Here is a 17,114-nt window from a genome sequence, read left to right on the forward strand (position 1 = left end):
GTCCGCCCGGACCTAAGGTCGGAATCCGGCGACGGGGAAGGCGGGGGCATGGGCGTATCGGAGTCGGACGACAGGGTGCGGCGGCTCGGACTGAGCGACCTGGGTCACTGCCGTGACCTCGCCGCGAGCCACGGCTGGGGCGCCGAGGAGCGCACCTGGCGGCTCCTGTTCGCGATCGGCGACGTCTACGGCATCGACGACCCGGGCGGCGGGCTCGCCGGGACGGTCGTGTCCACACCGTACGGGGACGACGTCGCGGCGATCGGCATGGTCCTGGTCGCCGGGCACCGGCAGCGGCAGGGGCTCGGCGAGCGGCTGATGCGCCACGCCATGGAGCGCGCCAAGACCGCGAGCCTCTTCCTGACGGCCACCGACGCCGGACGTCCCCTGTACGAGCGGCTGGGGTTCCGCTCCACCGGCCTGCTCACCTCGTACCAGGGGATCGTGGACGGGTTTCCCAGGGGGAATAGGACGGCGCCCGCCCACCCGGAGGACGTCCAGGACATCATCAAGCTCGATGCCAAGGTGTTCGGCGCGACACGTGCCGCACTGGTCGAGTCGCTGCCGTCGTTCTGCGAGACGCTACGCGTCGTCCGGGACGGAACCGACCTGGTGGGGTACGGCGGAACCTGGCGGAACGTGGACCAGCTCATTGTGGGGCCCGTCCTAGCGCGGGACGAGGAGATCGCCTTGGCGCTCGTCGAGGAGATGGCCCGTCCCGGACCGCTGCGGCTGGAGGTCGACACCCGCCATCGCGGGCTGACCGCCTGGTCCGAGGAGCACGGCCTGCGTCCCATTTTCAACACCACGATCATGGAGTACGGCGCGCCGGTGGCGATCGACCCCTCCCGGCTCTTCCTCCCGGTCGCACTGGCGCTCGGCTGACCTCCCGCGGATTCCCATCCGGCAGCGGCGCCCCAGCCGCCCGCCGCGCCGCGATCGAATGGCGGGGCGGGCGTGAGTTGGAATAGTGAAACCGGCTCCGTTTCACGACGCGGACGTACCACTTCGCAGTGACACCGAGAGCGGAAACGCCACGGCCGGGGAGCGTCCCCGCCTTTATGAAGATCTCCGAAAAGGCCGCCGGTAACATGTCCAAAAAGGCAACACATATCGGCCTCGCACCGTAATCTGGTCCTGACGCTCAGGAAGGGTGCGAGGTCGATGCACGACGAATCCACCATCGGAGCCCGGCTCCGGGTACTACGCCGCTGGCGCGGAATGAGCCTGGACGAGGTAGCGGGATTGTCCGGCCTCAGCAAGTCGTTCCTGTCGATGGCCGAACGCGGACAACGGGCCCTGGACCGCCGTTCTCACATCGCCGCCTTGGCCACGGCCCTCCGCGTCTCCGAGGTCGACCTCATTGGCGGCCCGCATCTCGGCGGCGACCGAGAACAATCCGAGCCGCATATCTACGTCTCCCCGCTTCGGGTCGCGCTGGAGACCAACGGCTTCCTTGGCGACCCCGTCGTGGAACGTGCCCGGCCGCTGGACGAGCTGGCCGCGCTGATGTCCGGGCCCATCGAGCAGTGCCGCCGCCGCTACGACTACATCGGCGTCGGGAAGAACCTGCCCGACGTCATCGACGAACTGCACTGGCATGCCGCCCGGCCGGACGAGGGCGTCCAGAAGCGCGCGTTGACCGTCCTGGTGGAGGCGTACATGTGCGCCGCGGGAATGGCGCGGGCCCTGCGGCAACCCGACCTCGGCCACGTCGCGGCGGTGCTCGCCGCCGAGGCCGCCGTCCGGCTGGACGACCCGATCGCCGTGGGCAAGGCGGCGTTCTCGCTGGTCAGGCCGGGCACATCGAACTGGCACCGGGTCAAGAGGATGGCCGAGGCCGCCGTCGACCGGCTGGAACCGCACGTCCGCGACGACAAGGACATCCCCGTCCTCGGAATGCTCACGCTGAACGCCGCCCTCGCCGCGGCGGTCAGCCGCGACACGGCGTCGGCGGACCATTGGCTCGCGCGGGCGACCAGGCTCGCCGCGAGGGTTCCCGACGACCTGGAGCGGAACTGGCAGGCGTTCGGCGCCACGAACGTCGCGATCTGGACCGTCACCGTCGGCGTCGAGTGCGGCAGGACCGGCGGCGCCATCGCCGCACTCGCGCAGGACGTACGCGAAGACAAGCTCGATACCCACCCCGGCCGCAAGACGTGTTTCCTCGGAGACGTGGGCAGGGGCCTGGCGCGCGACCCGAAATGGCGGGACGAGGCGCTCGGCTGGCTGCGCCGAAGCGAAGCCGTCGCACCGCAACGGTTCCGCAACGACGCGAAGGTTCGCGAGTCCGTGGCGGTGATGCTGGAGCAGGCTCGTGTGGCGGCGCAGGGCCGTGAACTACGGGGAATGGCGGCCCGTATGGGAATGCCTCACTGAGGGTGCGCACCCCGGTTCACTGTCGTGAACTTTCCGCGCCGGGGCGCTCGTACCGTCCTGTCCATGAACGCGACGGCCGCCGCGCACCTGGCGCGGCTCGCAGGCGAACTCCGTGACCGCGGCTGGGAGGCCGAGGTCCGCGGCCGGCGTGGCCGGGCCCCGGTCCTGCGCGTGCGCAATCCACGGGCGCCCCGCTTCAACGACGAGGTCCTCGCCGACGGCGCGACCTTCACCTGGGACCGCGGCCAGGAAATCGCCCCCCTCACGGACACCCCGGGAGCCGCCGACCACATAGAGAACGTCCTACGCGAGCAAGAAGCCGAATAGCCAAGCCCCCAAACAAAGCCGCACCCGGCCCGCGGGAGCGGCAAGAGCCCTGATGGCGACGACCCCCGAGGGGCCACGTTCACTTGCCCGGAGGGGTAACGCACATCGCCCCCGCGCCGTAGCCTGAGGTCGTCCTGACGCTCAGGAAGGGACAAGCCCGATGCACGACGAATCGACCATTGGGACCCGGCTCCGAGCCCTACGCCGCTGGCGAGGCATGACCCTCACCGCGCTGGCGGATCTTTCCGGCGTATCCCAAGGGTTCCTGTCCAAGGTGGAGAACGGCCAACTGGCACTCGACCGCCGATCGCACATCGCCGCGATCGCTTTGGCCCTCCAGGTCTCCGAGGCCGACTTGGTGGGTGGTCCGCACCTGACTAAGGATGCCGAGCAATCCAGTGGCCATGCCACTATCCCCGGACTGCGGACAGCGCTCACCACCAACACCCTCGACGATGCCGCGACCGACCGTCCCCGGCCCCTCGATGATCTCGATGCCGCGCTGAACGGGCCCGTGCACCAGGCGGAGAAGAGCGCGGACTACGCCACGCGCGGCGCCCTGCTCGGCCCGATCCTCGCGGAGTTGCACGCTCACGTTGCCGCAGGTGGGGAAGCCGAACAGGTGCGTGCCCTGCCGCTGCTCGTCCAGGCGAGTTACGGTGCCGCGATGACCGCGCGTTTCCTCGGTTACGACGACCTCGCGGCACTGGCCGCCTCGCGGGCCCGGGAGGCGGCGGAACGCCTGGAAGATCCCACGGTCACGGGACGCGCGGCGTTTGTGCGTGCCCAGACTCTGCCCCGCGGTACGGACGCCGGTGCCCGGCTCGCCCAACGTGCGGCCGACCAACTCCAGGGCGTGGACGACGCTGAAGCGCTCGACACCTACGGAATGCTCCACCTGAACGCGGCGATGTGCGCCGCGACCTTGAACGATGTGGCGGGCGCCGAAGAGCACCTTGCCGAGGCACGCGACACCGCGACCCGCACGGGGGAGCGTCCCCGCGCATGGGGGACCTTCGGTCCTGCGAACGTCGGCGTGTGGGGCGTCGCCATCGCGACCGAGGTCGGCGACTACGAAGGCGCCGTGCGTGCGGCCGAGACCGTCGACCCGGAGCATCTCGACAGCCGGGAGCGCCGGGCGATGCTGTGGGCCGACGTAGGCCGGGCCCTCGCTCATATCCCCGGCCGCCAGCGGGACGCCGTGTCCACGCTCGTGCGCGCCGAGAGGATCGCCCCGCAGAGGATTCGCAACAGCGTGCCGGCTCGTCACGCGATCGAGGTCATGCTGACCCAGGCCAAGGCGGCGGCCGTCGGCCGTGAGCTGCGGGGGATGGCCGCGCGCATGGGGGTACCGCACTGACATTCCGCTCGGCATAACTCTCTGTCGCGGCATGATTACTTTCAAGTGCCATGAAGGCAACGGACACGGCCGCACACCTGGAGCGGCTCGCCGGTGAGTTAAGAGCCAGAGGTTGGCCCGCCACGGTCCGGACCGAGCAAGGCCGCCGCCCGGCCCTGCACGTCCGCAACCCACGTGCACCTCGATTGAACGACGAGGTCGTCGCCGACGACGCCGCGTTCCGCTGGACATGGGGTCAGGGCATCGGCCCGCTGACCGAGACGCCCGGAGTCGCCGACCGTATCCAGTACGTGCTGCGCGAGGCGGACGCCGTGGAGGCCGACCAATGACCGTGGGCGGATGTGGTGTGGGTCCTGCCGCGTCCACCGTGTGTCGGCCGCCGGAAGACCGTGCGCCCTCGACCCCGCCGTCGGCGTGTCCTTCGCCGGAGGGGCGGCTTGATGTCGAGGGCGGCGCCGGCGTCTACCTCCTCGTCGACCCGCGGACCCGCGACATACGGGGCACGCTCGTCGACCTTGGCGGCGGTTGGTGGCGATGCCGGACGCCGCGATGCGAGGCCCGCGAGGTGTTCGTCCCGCCATGGGTGGGACGAGCCGTGGCGGAACGCGTACCTCGGCCCGGACGCGCACTCGGCCGCCGAGGCATAGGCGAGGGGGTAACGCACGCCGCCCCCGCGCCGTAGCCTGAGGTCGTCCTGACGCTCAGGAAGGGGCAAGCCCGGTGCACGACGAATCGACCATTGGGACCCGGCTCCGAGCCCTACGCCGTTGGCGAGGCATGACCCTTACCGCGCTGGCAGATCTATCTGGGTTGTCCCAGGGCTTCCTGTCCAAGGTCGAGAACGGGAAGGCCGCCCTCGACCGCCGTTCCCACATCTCAGCCGTCGCCGGTGCTCTGGAAGTTTCAGAGACCGACCTCATAGGCGCGCCCCACTTGAGCCGGGACCCGGTCCAGTCGGCCCCCCACGCCGCGATACCGGCCGTCCGTGCCGCGCTGATGTCCAACACCTTGACCCGCCCTGCCGCGGATCATGCTCGGCCGCTGGCCGAGTTGGTCGCTGAGATGGGGCGGATAGACCGCAGCGAGTACAAGTACATCCAGGTCGGAGAGTCCCTCCCGGCGGTCTTGGGTGAATTGCACGTACACGCCGCCGCGCCCGCGGACGAGGCGGCCCAGCGCCTCGCGCTGGAGACGCTGATCGAAGCGTTCCAGACCGCGACATGGGCGGCCAAAGACCTTGGATACGCGGACCTCGCGGGGATCGCGGCCATGCGTGCCGACGAGGTCGCGCGCACCTTGGGCGACCCGATCAGCAAGGGCAAGGCCGCGACCCTCCGCATCCACACGATGCCCGGCGGAGCACGCGACCTCGCCTTGGCCGCCGCCGAAGAGGCCGCGGACGCGCTCGAACCGCATGCCGGGACGGACACGGCGATCCACGTTCTCGGCATGATCGTGCTTGCCGCCGCGCTGTCGGCGACCGTCACCTACAGGCACGAGCGGGCCGAGGACTGGCTGGGCAGAGCCGCCGATCTGGCGAGCCGGGTCCCTGATACGCCGGGTGTGAACTGGGGGGCCTTCTCGAAGACGAACGTCGGAGTCTGGCAGGTGAGCCTCGCGACCGAACGCGGCGAGAGCGGTGCCGCCCTGCTGGAGGTGGCCGAGGCGGTTGACGAGGACCGGCTCCAGCCAAGGCGTGGTCGGCACGCGGTGTTCCTCGCCGACGTAGGGCGCGGTCTAGCCAGAGACAAGCGCACACGAGACGAGGCGGTGCGCTGGCTGCGGCACGCCGAGCGGGTTGCACCCCACAAGATCCGCAATTCGGCAGCGGTCCACGAGACGGTCGCGACCTTGCTGACCCAGGCCAAGGCGACCGGCGTCGGCCGAGAGCTGCGAGGGATGGCGGCACGGATGGGCATGGCGCACTAGGTTTCCACTGAGCATAACTCTCTGTCATTGCGCGAATACCGTCACCCCATGAAGGCAACGGACACGGCTGCACACCTGGAGCGGCTCGCCGGTGAGTTAAGAGACAGAGGGTGGCACGTCACGGTTCGGACCGTGCAGGGCCGCCGCCCGGCCCTGCACGTTCGCAACCCACGTGCACCTCGATTGAACGACGAGGTCGTCGCCGACGACGCCGCGTTCCGCTGGACATGGGGCCAGGGCATAGGCCCGCTGACCGAGACGCCCGGCGTCGCCGACCGCATCCAGTACGTGCTGCGCGAGGCGGACGCCGTGGAGGCCGACCAATGACCGTGGGCGGATGTGGTGTGGGTCCTGCCGCGTCCACGGCGTGTCGGCCGCCGGAAGCCCTCGCGTCCTCGACCCCGCAGTCGGTGCACTCCTCCTCGGAGGGGAGGCTCGATGTCGAGGGCGGCGCCGGCGTCTACCTCCTCGTCGACCCGCGGACCCGCGACATCCGGGGCACGCTCGTCGACCTTGGCGGCGGTTGGTGGCGGTGCCGAACGCCGCGCGGCGACGCCCGCGAGGTGTTCGTCCCGCCATGGGTGGACGAGCCGTGGCGGAACGCGGCCGAGCGGGTGGCGGCATGAGCGACGACGCCTACGAACGCCTCGACGAGCTGGCCGCGCTGATCGAGCGCCGCTTCCCGCACATCGCGCCGATCCGTCCCACCGGGTCGAGCATCCTCTACCTGCTCCTGCGCGGCAAAGGCACTCTGTACGTCCTCTGGGACTCCGAGAAGGCCGCGTTCGCCTGGTACGGGCCGTCCGGGCGCGGCCCCTACCTCGGCCCGGACGCGCAATCGGCCGCCGAGGCCGTCGGCGAGGCACTCGCTCCGTGAACGCCACGGTCTCGGGAGTCCTGCGCGGGGCGCCGGGGCCGCGGCTCCCTGACACCGGAACCTCGGGTTGAAGGCGCGCACCCGAGGTCCGGGGCACCAGCCTCCACGCCCTGAGGACGGCGTCGCCCCGGTGGACGTCTTCACCAGGATCGGACGCGTCCGGACCGTCCGGAGGGTCGCTGAAGAATCGACCGGCAGCAACACCCCAAGCCGCCGACCACCTGTGGCCTTACCCTGGGGTCCTCATCGCCCCTGCGGGGGTTCGCAACGTGGTGGTCCACCGGGCCGGGCCGCTCATCGCGGACGCCTTAATCGCCCCTAGGCGGGTTCGTAACTCCAGTGGTCTGCAATGGTTTTGGCGACTGGTGCGTCTTCGTCGGCCCACGCCAAGACGGGATGCACGCGCTATGGCGCTGGCTCTCCACGACGCTGCGCACACCGGGGTGTCCCTGGCGGGCGTCATGGACCGGATGGGGCGCAGCCATAAGGGCTCCCGCCTGCCGGTCACGGGCGGTGTCTATGGGCAGTTCACGGAAGGGACGTACGAGGCGGCCTGGGGCGGTTGACCGGTCGCTGTTCCGTCTCCGTTCCGTTCACGATCAAATCGGGGACGGAGCGGAGACGGGACGGGCGGCTTCGCAATGACCGTGGCGGAGCGGGATCGGGTCCTGGTCAGGCGAACTTTGACTTGGGGCGCTCCTGCAACACCCCGTCGACGAAGATGTCGACCTTCTCGCTGTAGAAGCAGATGAGGCCGGTGACCTTGCGGCTCTCGTCCAGCGGGACGGGGTACGACCACGCGAGGTCCTTGCGGAGCTCACCGTTGGCACGCACTGACCAGTACTCGGCATCGCCCTTGTAAGGACAGCGGGTCACGGTGTCGGTGTGCTCTAGAAGGTCCATGCGTACGTGGGTCTTCGGCAGGTAGTAGCGCACCGGGAGTCCGGTCTCGAACAGCATGCGTGGGCTGGACGACTCCGCGACCGTCACGCCGTCCACCTCTACACGGACGTGCCGTGAACTGGGGAGGATGTCGATGCGGGCGTACGGGCTGCGCGGGTGGACGAAGACCTCCTCGTCCTCCTCGAACCAGGAGTCCATGGCGTCCCAGTCGAGACGGACGAGGTCGCGCAGATCCTCTAGGGGCGAGTCCAGGTAGCGCACGGCGGCGCTGGGGGCGTTGGTGCCGTTCACCTTCACTGTGTAGACGGTGGCGTCCCCACGGCTCGGTGAGTGCTCGCCTGGGCCGTCCTCAACCAGCTCTGCGCGGATGTCGGCGACCGGGATGTAGTAGGTGGGGTAGTAGGGGATCTCCCATACGAGGATCGGGGCGGTGGTGTCGGCCACCAGGCTCCCGCCCAGATACGCCCGGACGCGCTTGCCGCTCTGTTCGATCCGGACGCGCGTCTTCTGTGGTGTGCCCATGTCCGGGCCAACAGCTCCGTCCGTGTGCCTATTTCACCTGGGAACCGTCCACATTCCGCCATTTCCGCGCGAGTGGGGCCCACACCCCGGGGTGTGGGCCCCACGCTCACGCGTCCTGGGGTTCTGCCTGCTTACGCGGGACGAGCAGGATCGGCAGCAGCGTGAGGATCAGGACCCCCGCCGTCCACCAGAACGTCTGGGTGAACGCGTCGGTGAGCAGTGCCGGGGTCCGCGCGCCGTGCTGGGCGGCGGCGTCCTTCAGGTTGCCGCTCGCACCCGGGATCTCGTCCCGGAGCGCGATCTGCAACACGACCGCCGCGGCCGCCGTGCCGAACGAGCTGCCGATCCGCAGCAGCACGTTCGCGCCGGTCGTCGCCGCGGGCACCGCCGAGCGCGGCAGCCCCTGGTAGCTCATCGCCATCAGGGGCGGCGCGATCATGCCGTGCCCGAGCCCGACCACGAACATCGCGGCCATGATCATGGCGCGTCCGGTCCCCGCCTCCAGGGTGGTCAGCGCCAGGGTCCCCGCCAGTACGCCCAGCACGCCGGCGAGGGCGACCCAGCGGCCGCCGAACCGGTCGGCGATCCGGCCCGAGACCGACATCGTGACCATCGCGCCGAGGCCGAGCGGGGCCAGCAGCCAGCCCGAGGCCAGCGCCGAGTCCTCCCGGACGATCCGCGCGTACAGCGGGATGAGGATCATCAGCCCGAACACGGCGCCGCCGTAGAGGAAGAAGGCTCCGGTGGCCGCGGCGAACGACCGGGTGCGGAGCCGCCGGACGTCGATCAGGGCGTCGTCCCCCTTGCGCGCGGCGTGCGCGAGGAACGCCGCCACCAGGACGGTCCCGGCGATGACGCTGGTCAGGAACGTCGCGCCGGTCAGGCTGGCCCCGTCCCCGGCCTCGGCGAGCCCGTACACGAGGGCGGCCAGGCCCGGTGACAGCAGCGCCATGCCGAGGACGTCGAGCCGCGCGCTCGCGTCCCGCTCGGTGTCGCGCGGCAGCATCCGGATCGCCGCCACCAGCGCCAGCGCGCACACAGGGACGTTCACGTAGAACATCCAGCGCCAGTCGAGATGATCGACGATCACGCCGCCGAGCAGCGGGCCGAGCACCGGCGCCAGCATCGCGGGCACCGCGACGACGCTCATCACCCGGCCCATCCGATCGGGGCCGGCCTCCCGCACCAGCATCGTCTGCCCGATCGGCAACAGCATCCCGCCGCCGAGCCCCTGCAGGACGCGGAACGCGACCAGCGTGGGCAGCGACCAGGCCAGCCCGCACAGCAGCGACCCGCCGATGAACAGCCCGAGCGACACCAGCCACATCGTCCGCGCGCCGAACCGCCGCACCGACCAGCCCGTCATCGGGATCGCCATCGACAGCGCCAGCATGTACCCGGTCACGACCCACTGGATGGACGAGAGAGAGGCGTCGAAGTCCTTGCCGAGCGAGCTGAGCGCGACGTTCACGATCGTGCTGTCGAGCACGGTCATCGTCACGCCGAGGATCACCACGATCGCGAGTCTGCGCAGCTGGGGATCCAGGCCACGCGTGCCCTGTGGGGCGGCGGCCACCTTGGTGCTCATGCGTCGTCCACCTTCCGTTTCCGTACGCTGTATCGGCAGAAACGTACACCGTATCGGCGAATCCGTACAGTGTATCGATACGGTGTATCGCGTACGATCGGGGACGTGGCAGCAACACCCAGGGGACCCCGCGACCGCGAGCGGCCCGGTGACGTGTGGACACGCCCCCGTGGCGGACGCCGTCCCAAGCTCACCCGCGAGGCGATCGTCGACGCCGCGATCGCGCTCGCCGACGCCGAGGGCCTGGACGCCGTCTCCATCCGCCGCATCGCCGCCGAGCTCGGCGTCCGCGCGATGAGCCTCTACACGCACATCGACGCCAAGGAAGACCTCTTCGACCTCATGTACGACGTCGTCGCCGCCGAGGTCCTCGTCCCCGGCGATCCGCCGGACGACTGGCGCGAGGGCATCCTGCGGATCGCCCGGCGGGAGCGCGACGCCGGCCTGCGCCATCCCTGGATGTTCGAGCTCGCCGGACGCTCTCCCCGCGTCGGCCCGAACGGCCTGCGCCACCTGGAACAGTCCCTCGCCGCCGTGGCGCCCCTCAGTGACGACCCTGAGGTGATGCTCACGGTCATCACCACCGTCGACCACTACATGCTCGGTTTCACGCTCCGTGAGCAACGCGTCCAGGAGGCCAAGCGGAACGGCATGCAGGACGCGTACGACAGCCTCCAGGAGCAGCCGTACTACAAGTCGGTCCTGGACAGCGGCGAGATCCCCCACCTGCAACGGCTCTTCAAGCTGGGCCTGTACGGCGTCGAGAACTTCGAGCGGGGCCTCAAACTGCTGCTCGACGGCATCGAACACGAATACGGAGAGAAGTAGCCTCCACCGCCCGTACGACGTAGCGTAGGCGTCGGCATGCGGGCTGTTACGACGGGACGGGGACCAGGGTGCGGGCAGTGAGGTTCATCGGTGTCGCCATGGCGGCGGCGCTGGCGATGTCCGGATGCAGCGGCGACGGCAAGGCCGAGCAGGCCGCGCCGTCACAGAGCGCACCCGCCGGGCTCGACGCGTTCTACTCCCAGCGGCCGGACTGGAAGTCCTGCGGCGGCGGGTTCCAGTGCGCCAAGGCGCAGGTCCCGCTCGACTACGCGAAGCCGTCCGGCGAGAAGCTCGGCCTGGCCCTCATCAGGCTCCCCGCCCAGGACGAGTCCCGCCGCATCGGCTCACTGTTCACCAACCCCGGCGGCCCCGGCGGCTCCGGTGTCGACTTCATCCGGCAGGCCGCCGGAAGCTTCGGCACCGACCTGCGCAAACGCTTCGACATCGTCGGCTTCGACCCGCGCGGCGTCGGCGCCAGCGACCCCGTCCGCTGCAACACCGGCCCCCAGCTCGACCGCTTCTTCGCCGCCGACTCGTCCCCCGACGACCAGCGCGAGGTCGACGCCTTCGCCGCCGAGAGCAAGGGCTTCGCCGTCAACTGCGGCGCCAAGGCCGCCACCGAACTGCCCCACGTCGGCACCGCCGACGCCGCCCGCGACATCGACGTCCTCCGCGCCGCCCTCGGCGACCGGAAGCTCACCTACTACGGCGCCTCCTACGGCACCTACCTCGGCGCCTTCTACGCCGAGCAGTTCCCCGCCAACGTCCGCGCCCTCGTCCTGGACGGCGCCGTCGACCCCAAGGAATCCTCCACCGGCCTCCTGGTCGAGCAGGCCAAGGGCTTCGAGACGGCCTTCCGCGCCTTCGCCGACGACTGCGTCAAGTCCGGCCGCTGCCCCCTCGGCACGTCCACCGACGCCGCCCTCGCGAAACTGACGTCCTTCCTAGCGGAGACGGACCGGAAACCCCTCGCCAACACCCGCGACACCCGCCAGGTCACCGAGGCCCTAGCCGTCATGGGCATCGCCACCGCCCTCTACCTGAAGGAGTACTGGCCCCTCCTCCGCCAGGCCCTCACCCAGGCCATCCAGAAATCCGACGGCACGCTCCTGCTCTCCCTCGCCGACCAGATGGTCGAGCGCAAATCCGACGGCTCCTACAGCAACCAGACCGACGCCAACATGGCCGTCAACTGCGTCGACAAGCCCAACCCGCCGTCCGCTCAGGAGTACGGCAAGGCCGCCGCCGAGGCCAAGAAGGTCGCCCCCCGCTTCGGCCCCTTTGTCGTCTGGGGCGGCCTCCCCTGCGTCTACTGGCCCGTCCAGACCAAGAAGCAGCCCGCCCCCATCACCGCCAAGGGCGCCGCCCCCATCCTCGTCATCGGCACCCTCCGTGACCCCGCCACCCCCTACAAGTGGGCCCAGAGCCTCGCCTCACAGCTCTCCAGCGGCGTCCTCCTCACCCTCGACGGCGACGGCCACACCGCCTACCTCCAAGGCGACCCCTGCATCACCAAGGCCACCGACACCTACCTCGTCACCGCAGACCCCCCGAAACCCGGCACGGTCTGCCGCTGAAAACGGGTGCACACCCACCCTCCGAAACCCGGTAGACTGCTCCCGGCCGTGCCGAGCACGGCAAGCCGCCTTAGCTCAGTCGGCAGAGCGATTCACTCGTAATGAATAGGTCATCGGTTCGATTCCGATAGGCGGCTCCACCTCAGAGGCCCCTTCCGATCCCGGAAGGGGCCTCTTTGCTAACAGGCTTGCTAACAGCGACCGTTATGCCGCTTCGCTCATGACCCGAGCGAACACGTCCGCCGCAGCCACCTCGGCCGACCTGACCACGTGCGCGTAGACCCGCAGCGTGATCGCCGCCGAGATCACCGAGCTGGCCGGCCTCACCGGTCATGTGATCGAGTTGAGTAAAACGATCAACCTGGAGATCGACGAAGACGGCGGCGCCCACATCGAATACCGCTTCGACCTGCTCAACCTCGGCGACCAGCCGCAGGCCCGCATGACCCGCGAAGTGTGGTTCGAGCACACGACGGGCCCGCTGGTCATCAAGCCGGTTCCCGACATCGATCGACGCGTCGCCATCCAGCGCATCCACGACACGACCAACCTGGCCAAGTTCGCCTTCCAGATTTCCCCGCCACTACGCCCGGGGGAGTGGGCCCGCGTCGGCTACGTCTGCGAACACGGCAAGTTCGACGTCAACCACTACTGGCGCGAGTCGATGCCCCGCTACTGCCGCCGCTACGAGATCAACGTCCGGCAGCGCAACATCGACCTGGGAGGCTGCACGGCGACTGAGGAGCACCCGGACGGATCGGAGAACTCCGCCACTGACAGTCTGGTTTGGGACATTGACGGCAAGGACGCCATCATGTCCCTGACCCGGGATTACCTACGCCCGAACCAGGCCGTGACACTGCGCTGTGATGTGCTCCGTGGACCTGCGTGACGAGATCGAACAGACGCTCCGGGCGTGGCATGCCTACGAGGTGAACCGCGGATCGGCGGCCGTCATCGACTTCGACTGCAACCCCACCGACACCGCGACCGAACCGGCGGACAGCCGTCTGACCGTCTACCTCCGTCTCCGCGAACTCCACACCCGCGCCGAGCGGGACGAGGCGACCCACCTGGTCTCCCGCCTCAATGCCGATATCGCCTACCTCGGTGCGCTACTCGGCGAACACCCGCCCTTCGCCGCCTACATCCGCGCCACTCAGGGATGCGGGGCGGCCGGGTGGCATGACGGGTACATCACCCAGCGCGGCGACCAAGCCCGTCAAGCACTGGCCAACCTCGGTGTCGAGTGGGGCCCGGACACGTCCCGCGATCTGCACACCATCGAGGGCCCGATCGAGACCGACGAAGCCCCCGACGCCATCCGCCAGGCCGCCGCCGACTACGAGGACGCGGTCCGGCAGGCCACCGGTAGCCAGGCCCCGTTCGAGCTGACGATCGAAACGGCCGACGTTGACGCCTACTGGGCGTACTGGCTGGACGGCGCCGGCCACCGGGTACGGCTCCGACTCAACCTCCGCCGAAGTGCCTTCACCAAGGTTGCAGCCCGGCAATTCGCTCTGCACGAGGTTCTCGGCCACGGCCTCCAGGGCGCGAGCTGGACGGCACAGGCCGCCGCCGAAGACGTCCCCTGGGTACGGCTCTCTTCCGTCCACGCCCCGCAACAGGTACTCCTGGAGGGCTTGGCCCAAGCGCTACCGCTGTTCATCGCCCCCGATGACGAACTCTTGCTCACCCGCACCCGCTTAGACCACTACAGCCAACTCGTCCGCGGCGAACTTCACGTGGCTCTCAACCGTGGCGCCTCCATCGAAGAACTGGCCGACCACGCCCGGTTCCGCGCTCCATGGATCTCTGACGAGGCCATCTCCGACATCATCACCGATCGCGGAGCCAACCCCCAACTGCGCTCCTACCTCTGGGCCTACCCAGCCGGATGCGACTGGTTCGTCAACCTCGCCGAAGCAGACCAGGCCACCAAGACCACAGTCCTGCAAGCCGCCTACCAGGCCCCGCTAACCCCGACCGACCTGGCAGCACTCTGGCCGACGGGCCCCACCATCGGCGGCCAAGACACCTAAGAATCAAGATCACCGGGAGCGGCAGAGCCCCGGATGAGAACTTTCTTTACGTCTTTAAAGGCGCCCGCTCCGCGGCCGCCGGGCCAGCCCGGGACGGCGGGCGTGCGGCCTCTCCGGGCCGGTCCCGCCGTCCCGCGCTGACCCTCCAGAGGCAGAGCCCAACCCAAGAGAGCGCGAACGTCCGCGCCTCCCTGAGATGCTGGGGACGTGCCCACCACCGAGGCCCGTCTTGATCGTTTCAGCGACACGCCGGGGTTTCGTGCACGACCAGAGGTTCGCTGCAAAAACGCGCCATGTACGGTCGCCTATGCACCACCTCGCCAGCGGCTTTACCATGGGGGTCCTCATCGCCCCTACGAGGGTTCGCAACATTTCGAAGACGGTGCGCTTCTGTCCGTCCTTCTCGGTCCTCATCGCCCCTACGAGGGTTCGCAACCCGCCGTCCGCGAGGAGTTCCAGTCCCATGAAGAGTGGTCCTCATCACCCCTGCGAGGGTTCGCAACGAACTTGAACTCGGCGATGCCGATCTCGTCCATTCCCGTCCTCATCGCCCCTACGAGGGTTCGCAACGCGTACTCAAGCGCCGTCCCACGCGCCCATCGGCGTCCTCATCGCCCTAGGAGGGTTCGCAACGTAATGCCCGTACCCGGTGTGCGGCGCGTCCTCCGACGTCCTCATCGCCTCTACGAGGGTTCGCAACACGCTATCTCGGACACCGACGATGCCCGGAACCTGTCCTCATCGCCCCTACGAGGGTTCGCAATACGTCCTCAGAGAGGCGTGCCGTTGCCGTGGTCAGGTCCTCGTTCTCCGGCAGGGATCGCGAACCCAGGTCTGTGGCGAGCCGGAAGCCGCTTGAGCGTGCTCGAACCAGGGGGCTGCGCAGCCTAATGCAGTTGTTTTTGTGGTCTTGGCCGTTGTCGGCCTGGATGGACACGGTGACGTGCCCGGGGCGCGCGATCGCGCGGACGGCGGTCAGGTGTGACGGTCGGTAGCGCGCGATCGTGTGTCCCGGGGCCAGGAGGGGTCTGGGGAGCCACGGGGTTCCCCAGTCGCACGCGCCCAGCCGACAGCGCCAGCCCCCGCGCTGCGAGAGATCACGGTGAGGGTGCGGTGGCCTTGAAGGCTTTGCCCGCGTTGCGGCGGGGCTTGTGTTTGTTGGAGGGGTTCCAGTTCCAGCGGCCGGTGTCGGCTTGCCCGCGGCTTGCGCGGATTCGCAGGACGGGCCATCGGGGCGGTTTCTTGATCGCGCGGGGGCACTGGCGGCCGGCGCGCGGCGGCAGCAGCCGCCGGCGGGCTTGCCGGGCGGTGTCGGCCACGGCCTCGGCAAGCTTGGCGGCGGTGGCGCCCAGGTGCGCGATCACGCTGCGGCGGATAATCCTGACGCAGGTCAGGTAGGGGATGCGGTCGGCGTCGACGACGGGTTCACTTGTGTGGACCGCGGCGTGGTGGGCGACCCGGCGGACAGCGTGATGCACCGCCAGAAAGGCCCACAGCTCCTGGCGGACACCGTCGGGAGTGCGCGAGCGCAGCGGACCGCCGGGGCCGAGGTGATTCTTGACCTCGTCGAAGGCGAGCTCGATCTCCCAGCGTTGCCGGTAGAGCGCGATCAGTTCCATGGTGGGGTGGCGTTCGTGGTCAAGCAGTGTGGTGCCCAGGTGTAACAGCGTCTTGCCGTCGTCGGTGGTGAAGGTGATGACGCGGAAGGTGATCTGCTCGGGCAACTCTCGGCCGTCGGCCTTGGCGCGCAGGCGGGTGCCCTTGCCCGGCCGAGAGACCGCCAGGCATGACCCGTCGGGGAGCTCCCTCATGGTGGTGCCCAGGTGATTGGACTGCAGCCGGGCCAGCAGGTTCGTGCCGGTCGCGGCGAAGGTGTCCACGAACTCGACCGACCAGAATCCTCGATCGACGATCACCAGGTCACCGGGACCGGCCGCAGCAGCGAGCGAGAAGGCCAGTGCGCGTTCGCCGTCGCGGTAGCCGCCGATCGCGGCGTCCAGCACGCCGTGCGTGCCGATCTCAGCGAGCACTACGGCCCTGACCTGTGGGAACCCGAGCGGGGTGTGGTCTGTGGTGGACGGCCCGTCGAAGGCGGAGCCGTTGCTCATCGAGTCCGGCACGTCGAACTGTGTGCCGTCCAGCGCCAGCAGCCGCAGCCCGCGCCACCAGGCGCCGGGCGTGTCGTGTGTTGCCAGCGGCCCGGCGACCTCCCGGAACAGCGTCTCCATCACCTCGGTGCCCAGCCGAGCACGGGCACGCGACAGCGACGACCTGTTGACGCGGGCTAATGCCCGGGTCCCCGAAATCCCACCGGTCAGCAGCTGGATGACCTCCTCATACGACTCGCGCGCGAACAGGCACAGGGCGAGCACGAAGTACACCACCAGCCGCGCCGGCAGCAGCCTGCGCCGACGCTCGGCCCGGTCGTGTTTGGCGATCACCACGTCGACCAGCTCGGACGTGAACACCGTCGTCAGAACCCCGAGCCGGACCCGCAGCCCAGCGGTTCCGGCACTCACGCTCGAAAACCCTCAGGCACAGAGCGGTCGCTACCACGCGGTATCACCAACCCGTGACGATCACGGACACGGTTCGTGATCTCTCGCAGCGCGGGGGCTGGCGCTGTCGGCTGGGCGCGTGCGACTGGGGAACCCCGTGGCTCCCCAGACCCCTCCTGGCCCCGGGACACACGATCGCGCGCTACCGACCGTCACGCCTGACCGCCGTTCGCGCGATCGTGCGCCCCGGCACGTCACTGTGTCCATCCGGGCCGACGACAGCC

The 17,114-nt window shown here is 69.5% G+C and carries 16 protein-coding genes and 1 tRNA gene; 14 read left to right on the forward strand and 3 right to left on the reverse strand.

Features of this window, described 5'->3' with window-relative positions; translation table 11 throughout:
- Window positions 1-48: 48 nt before the first annotated feature.
- The 9 genes from E1291_RS02420 (at window position 49) to E1291_RS02460 (ending at window position 6,872) form a co-directional block, all read left to right on the forward strand.
- Window positions 49-885: a GNAT family N-acetyltransferase gene (locus E1291_RS02420; RefSeq protein WP_131735864.1), complete on the forward strand. Its 837-nt coding sequence runs from the start codon at window positions 49-51 to the stop codon at window positions 883-885.
- 279 nt (window positions 886-1,164) lie between these two features.
- The gene (locus E1291_RS02425; RefSeq protein ID WP_131735865.1) at window positions 1,165-2,379 is read left to right on the forward strand and encodes a helix-turn-helix domain-containing protein; all 1,215 of its coding nucleotides are present in this window, start codon (window positions 1,165-1,167) and stop codon (window positions 2,377-2,379) included.
- 63 nt (window positions 2,380-2,442) lie between these two features.
- On the forward strand, window positions 2,443-2,706 hold the full coding sequence (locus E1291_RS02430) for a hypothetical protein (RefSeq protein ID WP_131735866.1): 264 nt from the start codon (window positions 2,443-2,445) through the stop codon (window positions 2,704-2,706).
- Window positions 2,707-2,866: 160 nt separating this feature from the next.
- The gene (locus E1291_RS02435) at window positions 2,867-4,066 is read left to right on the forward strand and encodes a helix-turn-helix domain-containing protein (RefSeq protein WP_131735867.1); all 1,200 of its coding nucleotides are present in this window, start codon (window positions 2,867-2,869) and stop codon (window positions 4,064-4,066) included.
- Between the two features lie 50 nt (window positions 4,067-4,116).
- Window positions 4,117-4,395, forward strand: coding sequence for a hypothetical protein (locus E1291_RS02440; protein ID WP_131735868.1), 279 nt, complete (start codon window positions 4,117-4,119; stop codon window positions 4,393-4,395).
- Window positions 4,396-4,786: 391 nt separating this feature from the next.
- Window positions 4,787-5,995 (forward strand): helix-turn-helix domain-containing protein, encoded by a 1,209-nt coding sequence (locus tag E1291_RS02445; protein WP_165494924.1) that lies wholly within the window; start codon window positions 4,787-4,789, stop codon window positions 5,993-5,995.
- A gap of 48 nt (window positions 5,996-6,043) precedes the next feature.
- The gene (locus E1291_RS02450) at window positions 6,044-6,322 is read left to right on the forward strand and encodes a hypothetical protein (RefSeq protein ID WP_131735870.1); all 279 of its coding nucleotides are present in this window, start codon (window positions 6,044-6,046) and stop codon (window positions 6,320-6,322) included.
- A gap of 83 nt (window positions 6,323-6,405) precedes the next feature.
- Window positions 6,406-6,621: a hypothetical protein gene (locus E1291_RS02455; RefSeq protein ID WP_131735871.1), complete on the forward strand. Its 216-nt coding sequence runs from the start codon at window positions 6,406-6,408 to the stop codon at window positions 6,619-6,621.
- Window positions 6,618-6,872 (forward strand): hypothetical protein, encoded by a 255-nt coding sequence (locus E1291_RS02460; RefSeq protein WP_131735872.1) that lies wholly within the window; start codon window positions 6,618-6,620, stop codon window positions 6,870-6,872. The genes E1291_RS02455 and E1291_RS02460 overlap by 4 nt, the downstream gene beginning before the upstream one ends.
- A gap of 672 nt (window positions 6,873-7,544) precedes the next feature.
- Here E1291_RS02460 and E1291_RS02465 read toward each other — a convergent pair.
- Window positions 7,545-8,297 (reverse strand): DUF427 domain-containing protein, encoded by a 753-nt coding sequence (locus tag E1291_RS02465; RefSeq protein ID WP_131735873.1) that lies wholly within the window; start codon window positions 8,295-8,297, stop codon window positions 7,545-7,547.
- A gap of 106 nt (window positions 8,298-8,403) precedes the next feature.
- Window positions 8,404-9,885 carry a DHA2 family efflux MFS transporter permease subunit gene (locus E1291_RS02470; protein WP_131735874.1) on the reverse strand — a complete coding sequence of 494 codons (1,482 nt, stop codon included), beginning with the start codon at window positions 9,883-9,885 and terminating at the stop codon, window positions 8,404-8,406.
- Between the two features lie 105 nt (window positions 9,886-9,990).
- On the opposite strand from E1291_RS02470, the gene E1291_RS02475 reads away from it, so the two are divergent.
- From E1291_RS02475 to E1291_RS02495, 5 genes are all read left to right on the forward strand, one after another.
- A complete protein-coding gene (locus E1291_RS02475; RefSeq protein ID WP_165494925.1) occupies window positions 9,991-10,713 on the forward strand; it encodes a TetR/AcrR family transcriptional regulator in 723 nt (240 codons plus the stop codon).
- 77 nt (window positions 10,714-10,790) lie between these two features.
- Window positions 10,791-12,290 carry an alpha/beta hydrolase gene (locus E1291_RS02480; RefSeq protein WP_242613890.1) on the forward strand — a complete coding sequence of 500 codons (1,500 nt, stop codon included), beginning with the start codon at window positions 10,791-10,793 and terminating at the stop codon, window positions 12,288-12,290.
- Window positions 12,291-12,354: 64 nt separating this feature from the next.
- Window positions 12,355-12,430 (forward strand) — tRNA-Thr (locus E1291_RS02485).
- A 149-nt stretch (window positions 12,431-12,579) separates the two neighbouring features.
- Complete coding sequence (locus tag E1291_RS02490; protein WP_131735875.1) at window positions 12,580-13,182, forward strand: hypothetical protein; 603 nt, start codon at window positions 12,580-12,582, stop codon at window positions 13,180-13,182.
- Window positions 13,169-14,332 carry a hypothetical protein gene (locus E1291_RS02495; RefSeq protein ID WP_131735876.1) on the forward strand — a complete coding sequence of 388 codons (1,164 nt, stop codon included), beginning with the start codon at window positions 13,169-13,171 and terminating at the stop codon, window positions 14,330-14,332. The genes E1291_RS02490 and E1291_RS02495 overlap by 14 nt, the downstream gene beginning before the upstream one ends.
- A 1,097-nt stretch (window positions 14,333-15,429) precedes the next feature.
- Here E1291_RS02495 and E1291_RS02500 read toward each other — a convergent pair.
- Window positions 15,430-16,851: an IS4 family transposase gene (locus E1291_RS02500; protein WP_131735877.1), complete on the reverse strand. Its 1,422-nt coding sequence runs from the start codon at window positions 16,849-16,851 to the stop codon at window positions 15,430-15,432.
- Window positions 16,852-17,114: the final 263 nt, after the last annotated feature.

Source organism: Actinomadura roseirufa, assembly GCF_900659635.1.
Classification (GTDB): Bacteria; Actinomycetota; Actinomycetes; order Streptosporangiales; family Streptosporangiaceae; genus Spirillospora; species Spirillospora roseirufa.

Excerpts from the sequence above, each read along its gene's own strand:
- E1291_RS02420 (WP_131735864.1), top strand. The coding sequence starts at position 49 with ATGGGCGTATCGGAGTCGGACGACAGGGTGCGGCGGCTCGGACTGAGC.
- E1291_RS02425 (WP_131735865.1), top strand. The coding sequence starts at position 1,165 with ATGCACGACGAATCCACCATCGGAGCCCGGCTCCGGGTACTACGCCGC.
- E1291_RS02430 (WP_131735866.1), top strand. The coding sequence starts at position 2,443 with ATGAACGCGACGGCCGCCGCGCACCTGGCGCGGCTCGCAGGCGAACTC.
- E1291_RS02435 (WP_131735867.1), top strand. The coding sequence starts at position 2,867 with ATGCACGACGAATCGACCATTGGGACCCGGCTCCGAGCCCTACGCCGC.
- E1291_RS02440 (WP_131735868.1), top strand. The coding sequence starts at position 4,117 with ATGAAGGCAACGGACACGGCCGCACACCTGGAGCGGCTCGCCGGTGAG.
- E1291_RS02450 (WP_131735870.1), top strand. The coding sequence starts at position 6,044 with ATGAAGGCAACGGACACGGCTGCACACCTGGAGCGGCTCGCCGGTGAG.
- E1291_RS02460 (WP_131735872.1), top strand. The coding sequence starts at position 6,618 with ATGAGCGACGACGCCTACGAACGCCTCGACGAGCTGGCCGCGCTGATC.
- E1291_RS02465 (WP_131735873.1), bottom strand. The coding sequence starts at position 8,297 with ATGGGCACACCACAGAAGACGCGCGTCCGGATCGAACAGAGCGGCAAG.
- E1291_RS02470 (WP_131735874.1), bottom strand. The coding sequence starts at position 9,885 with ATGAGCACCAAGGTGGCCGCCGCCCCACAGGGCACGCGTGGCCTGGAT.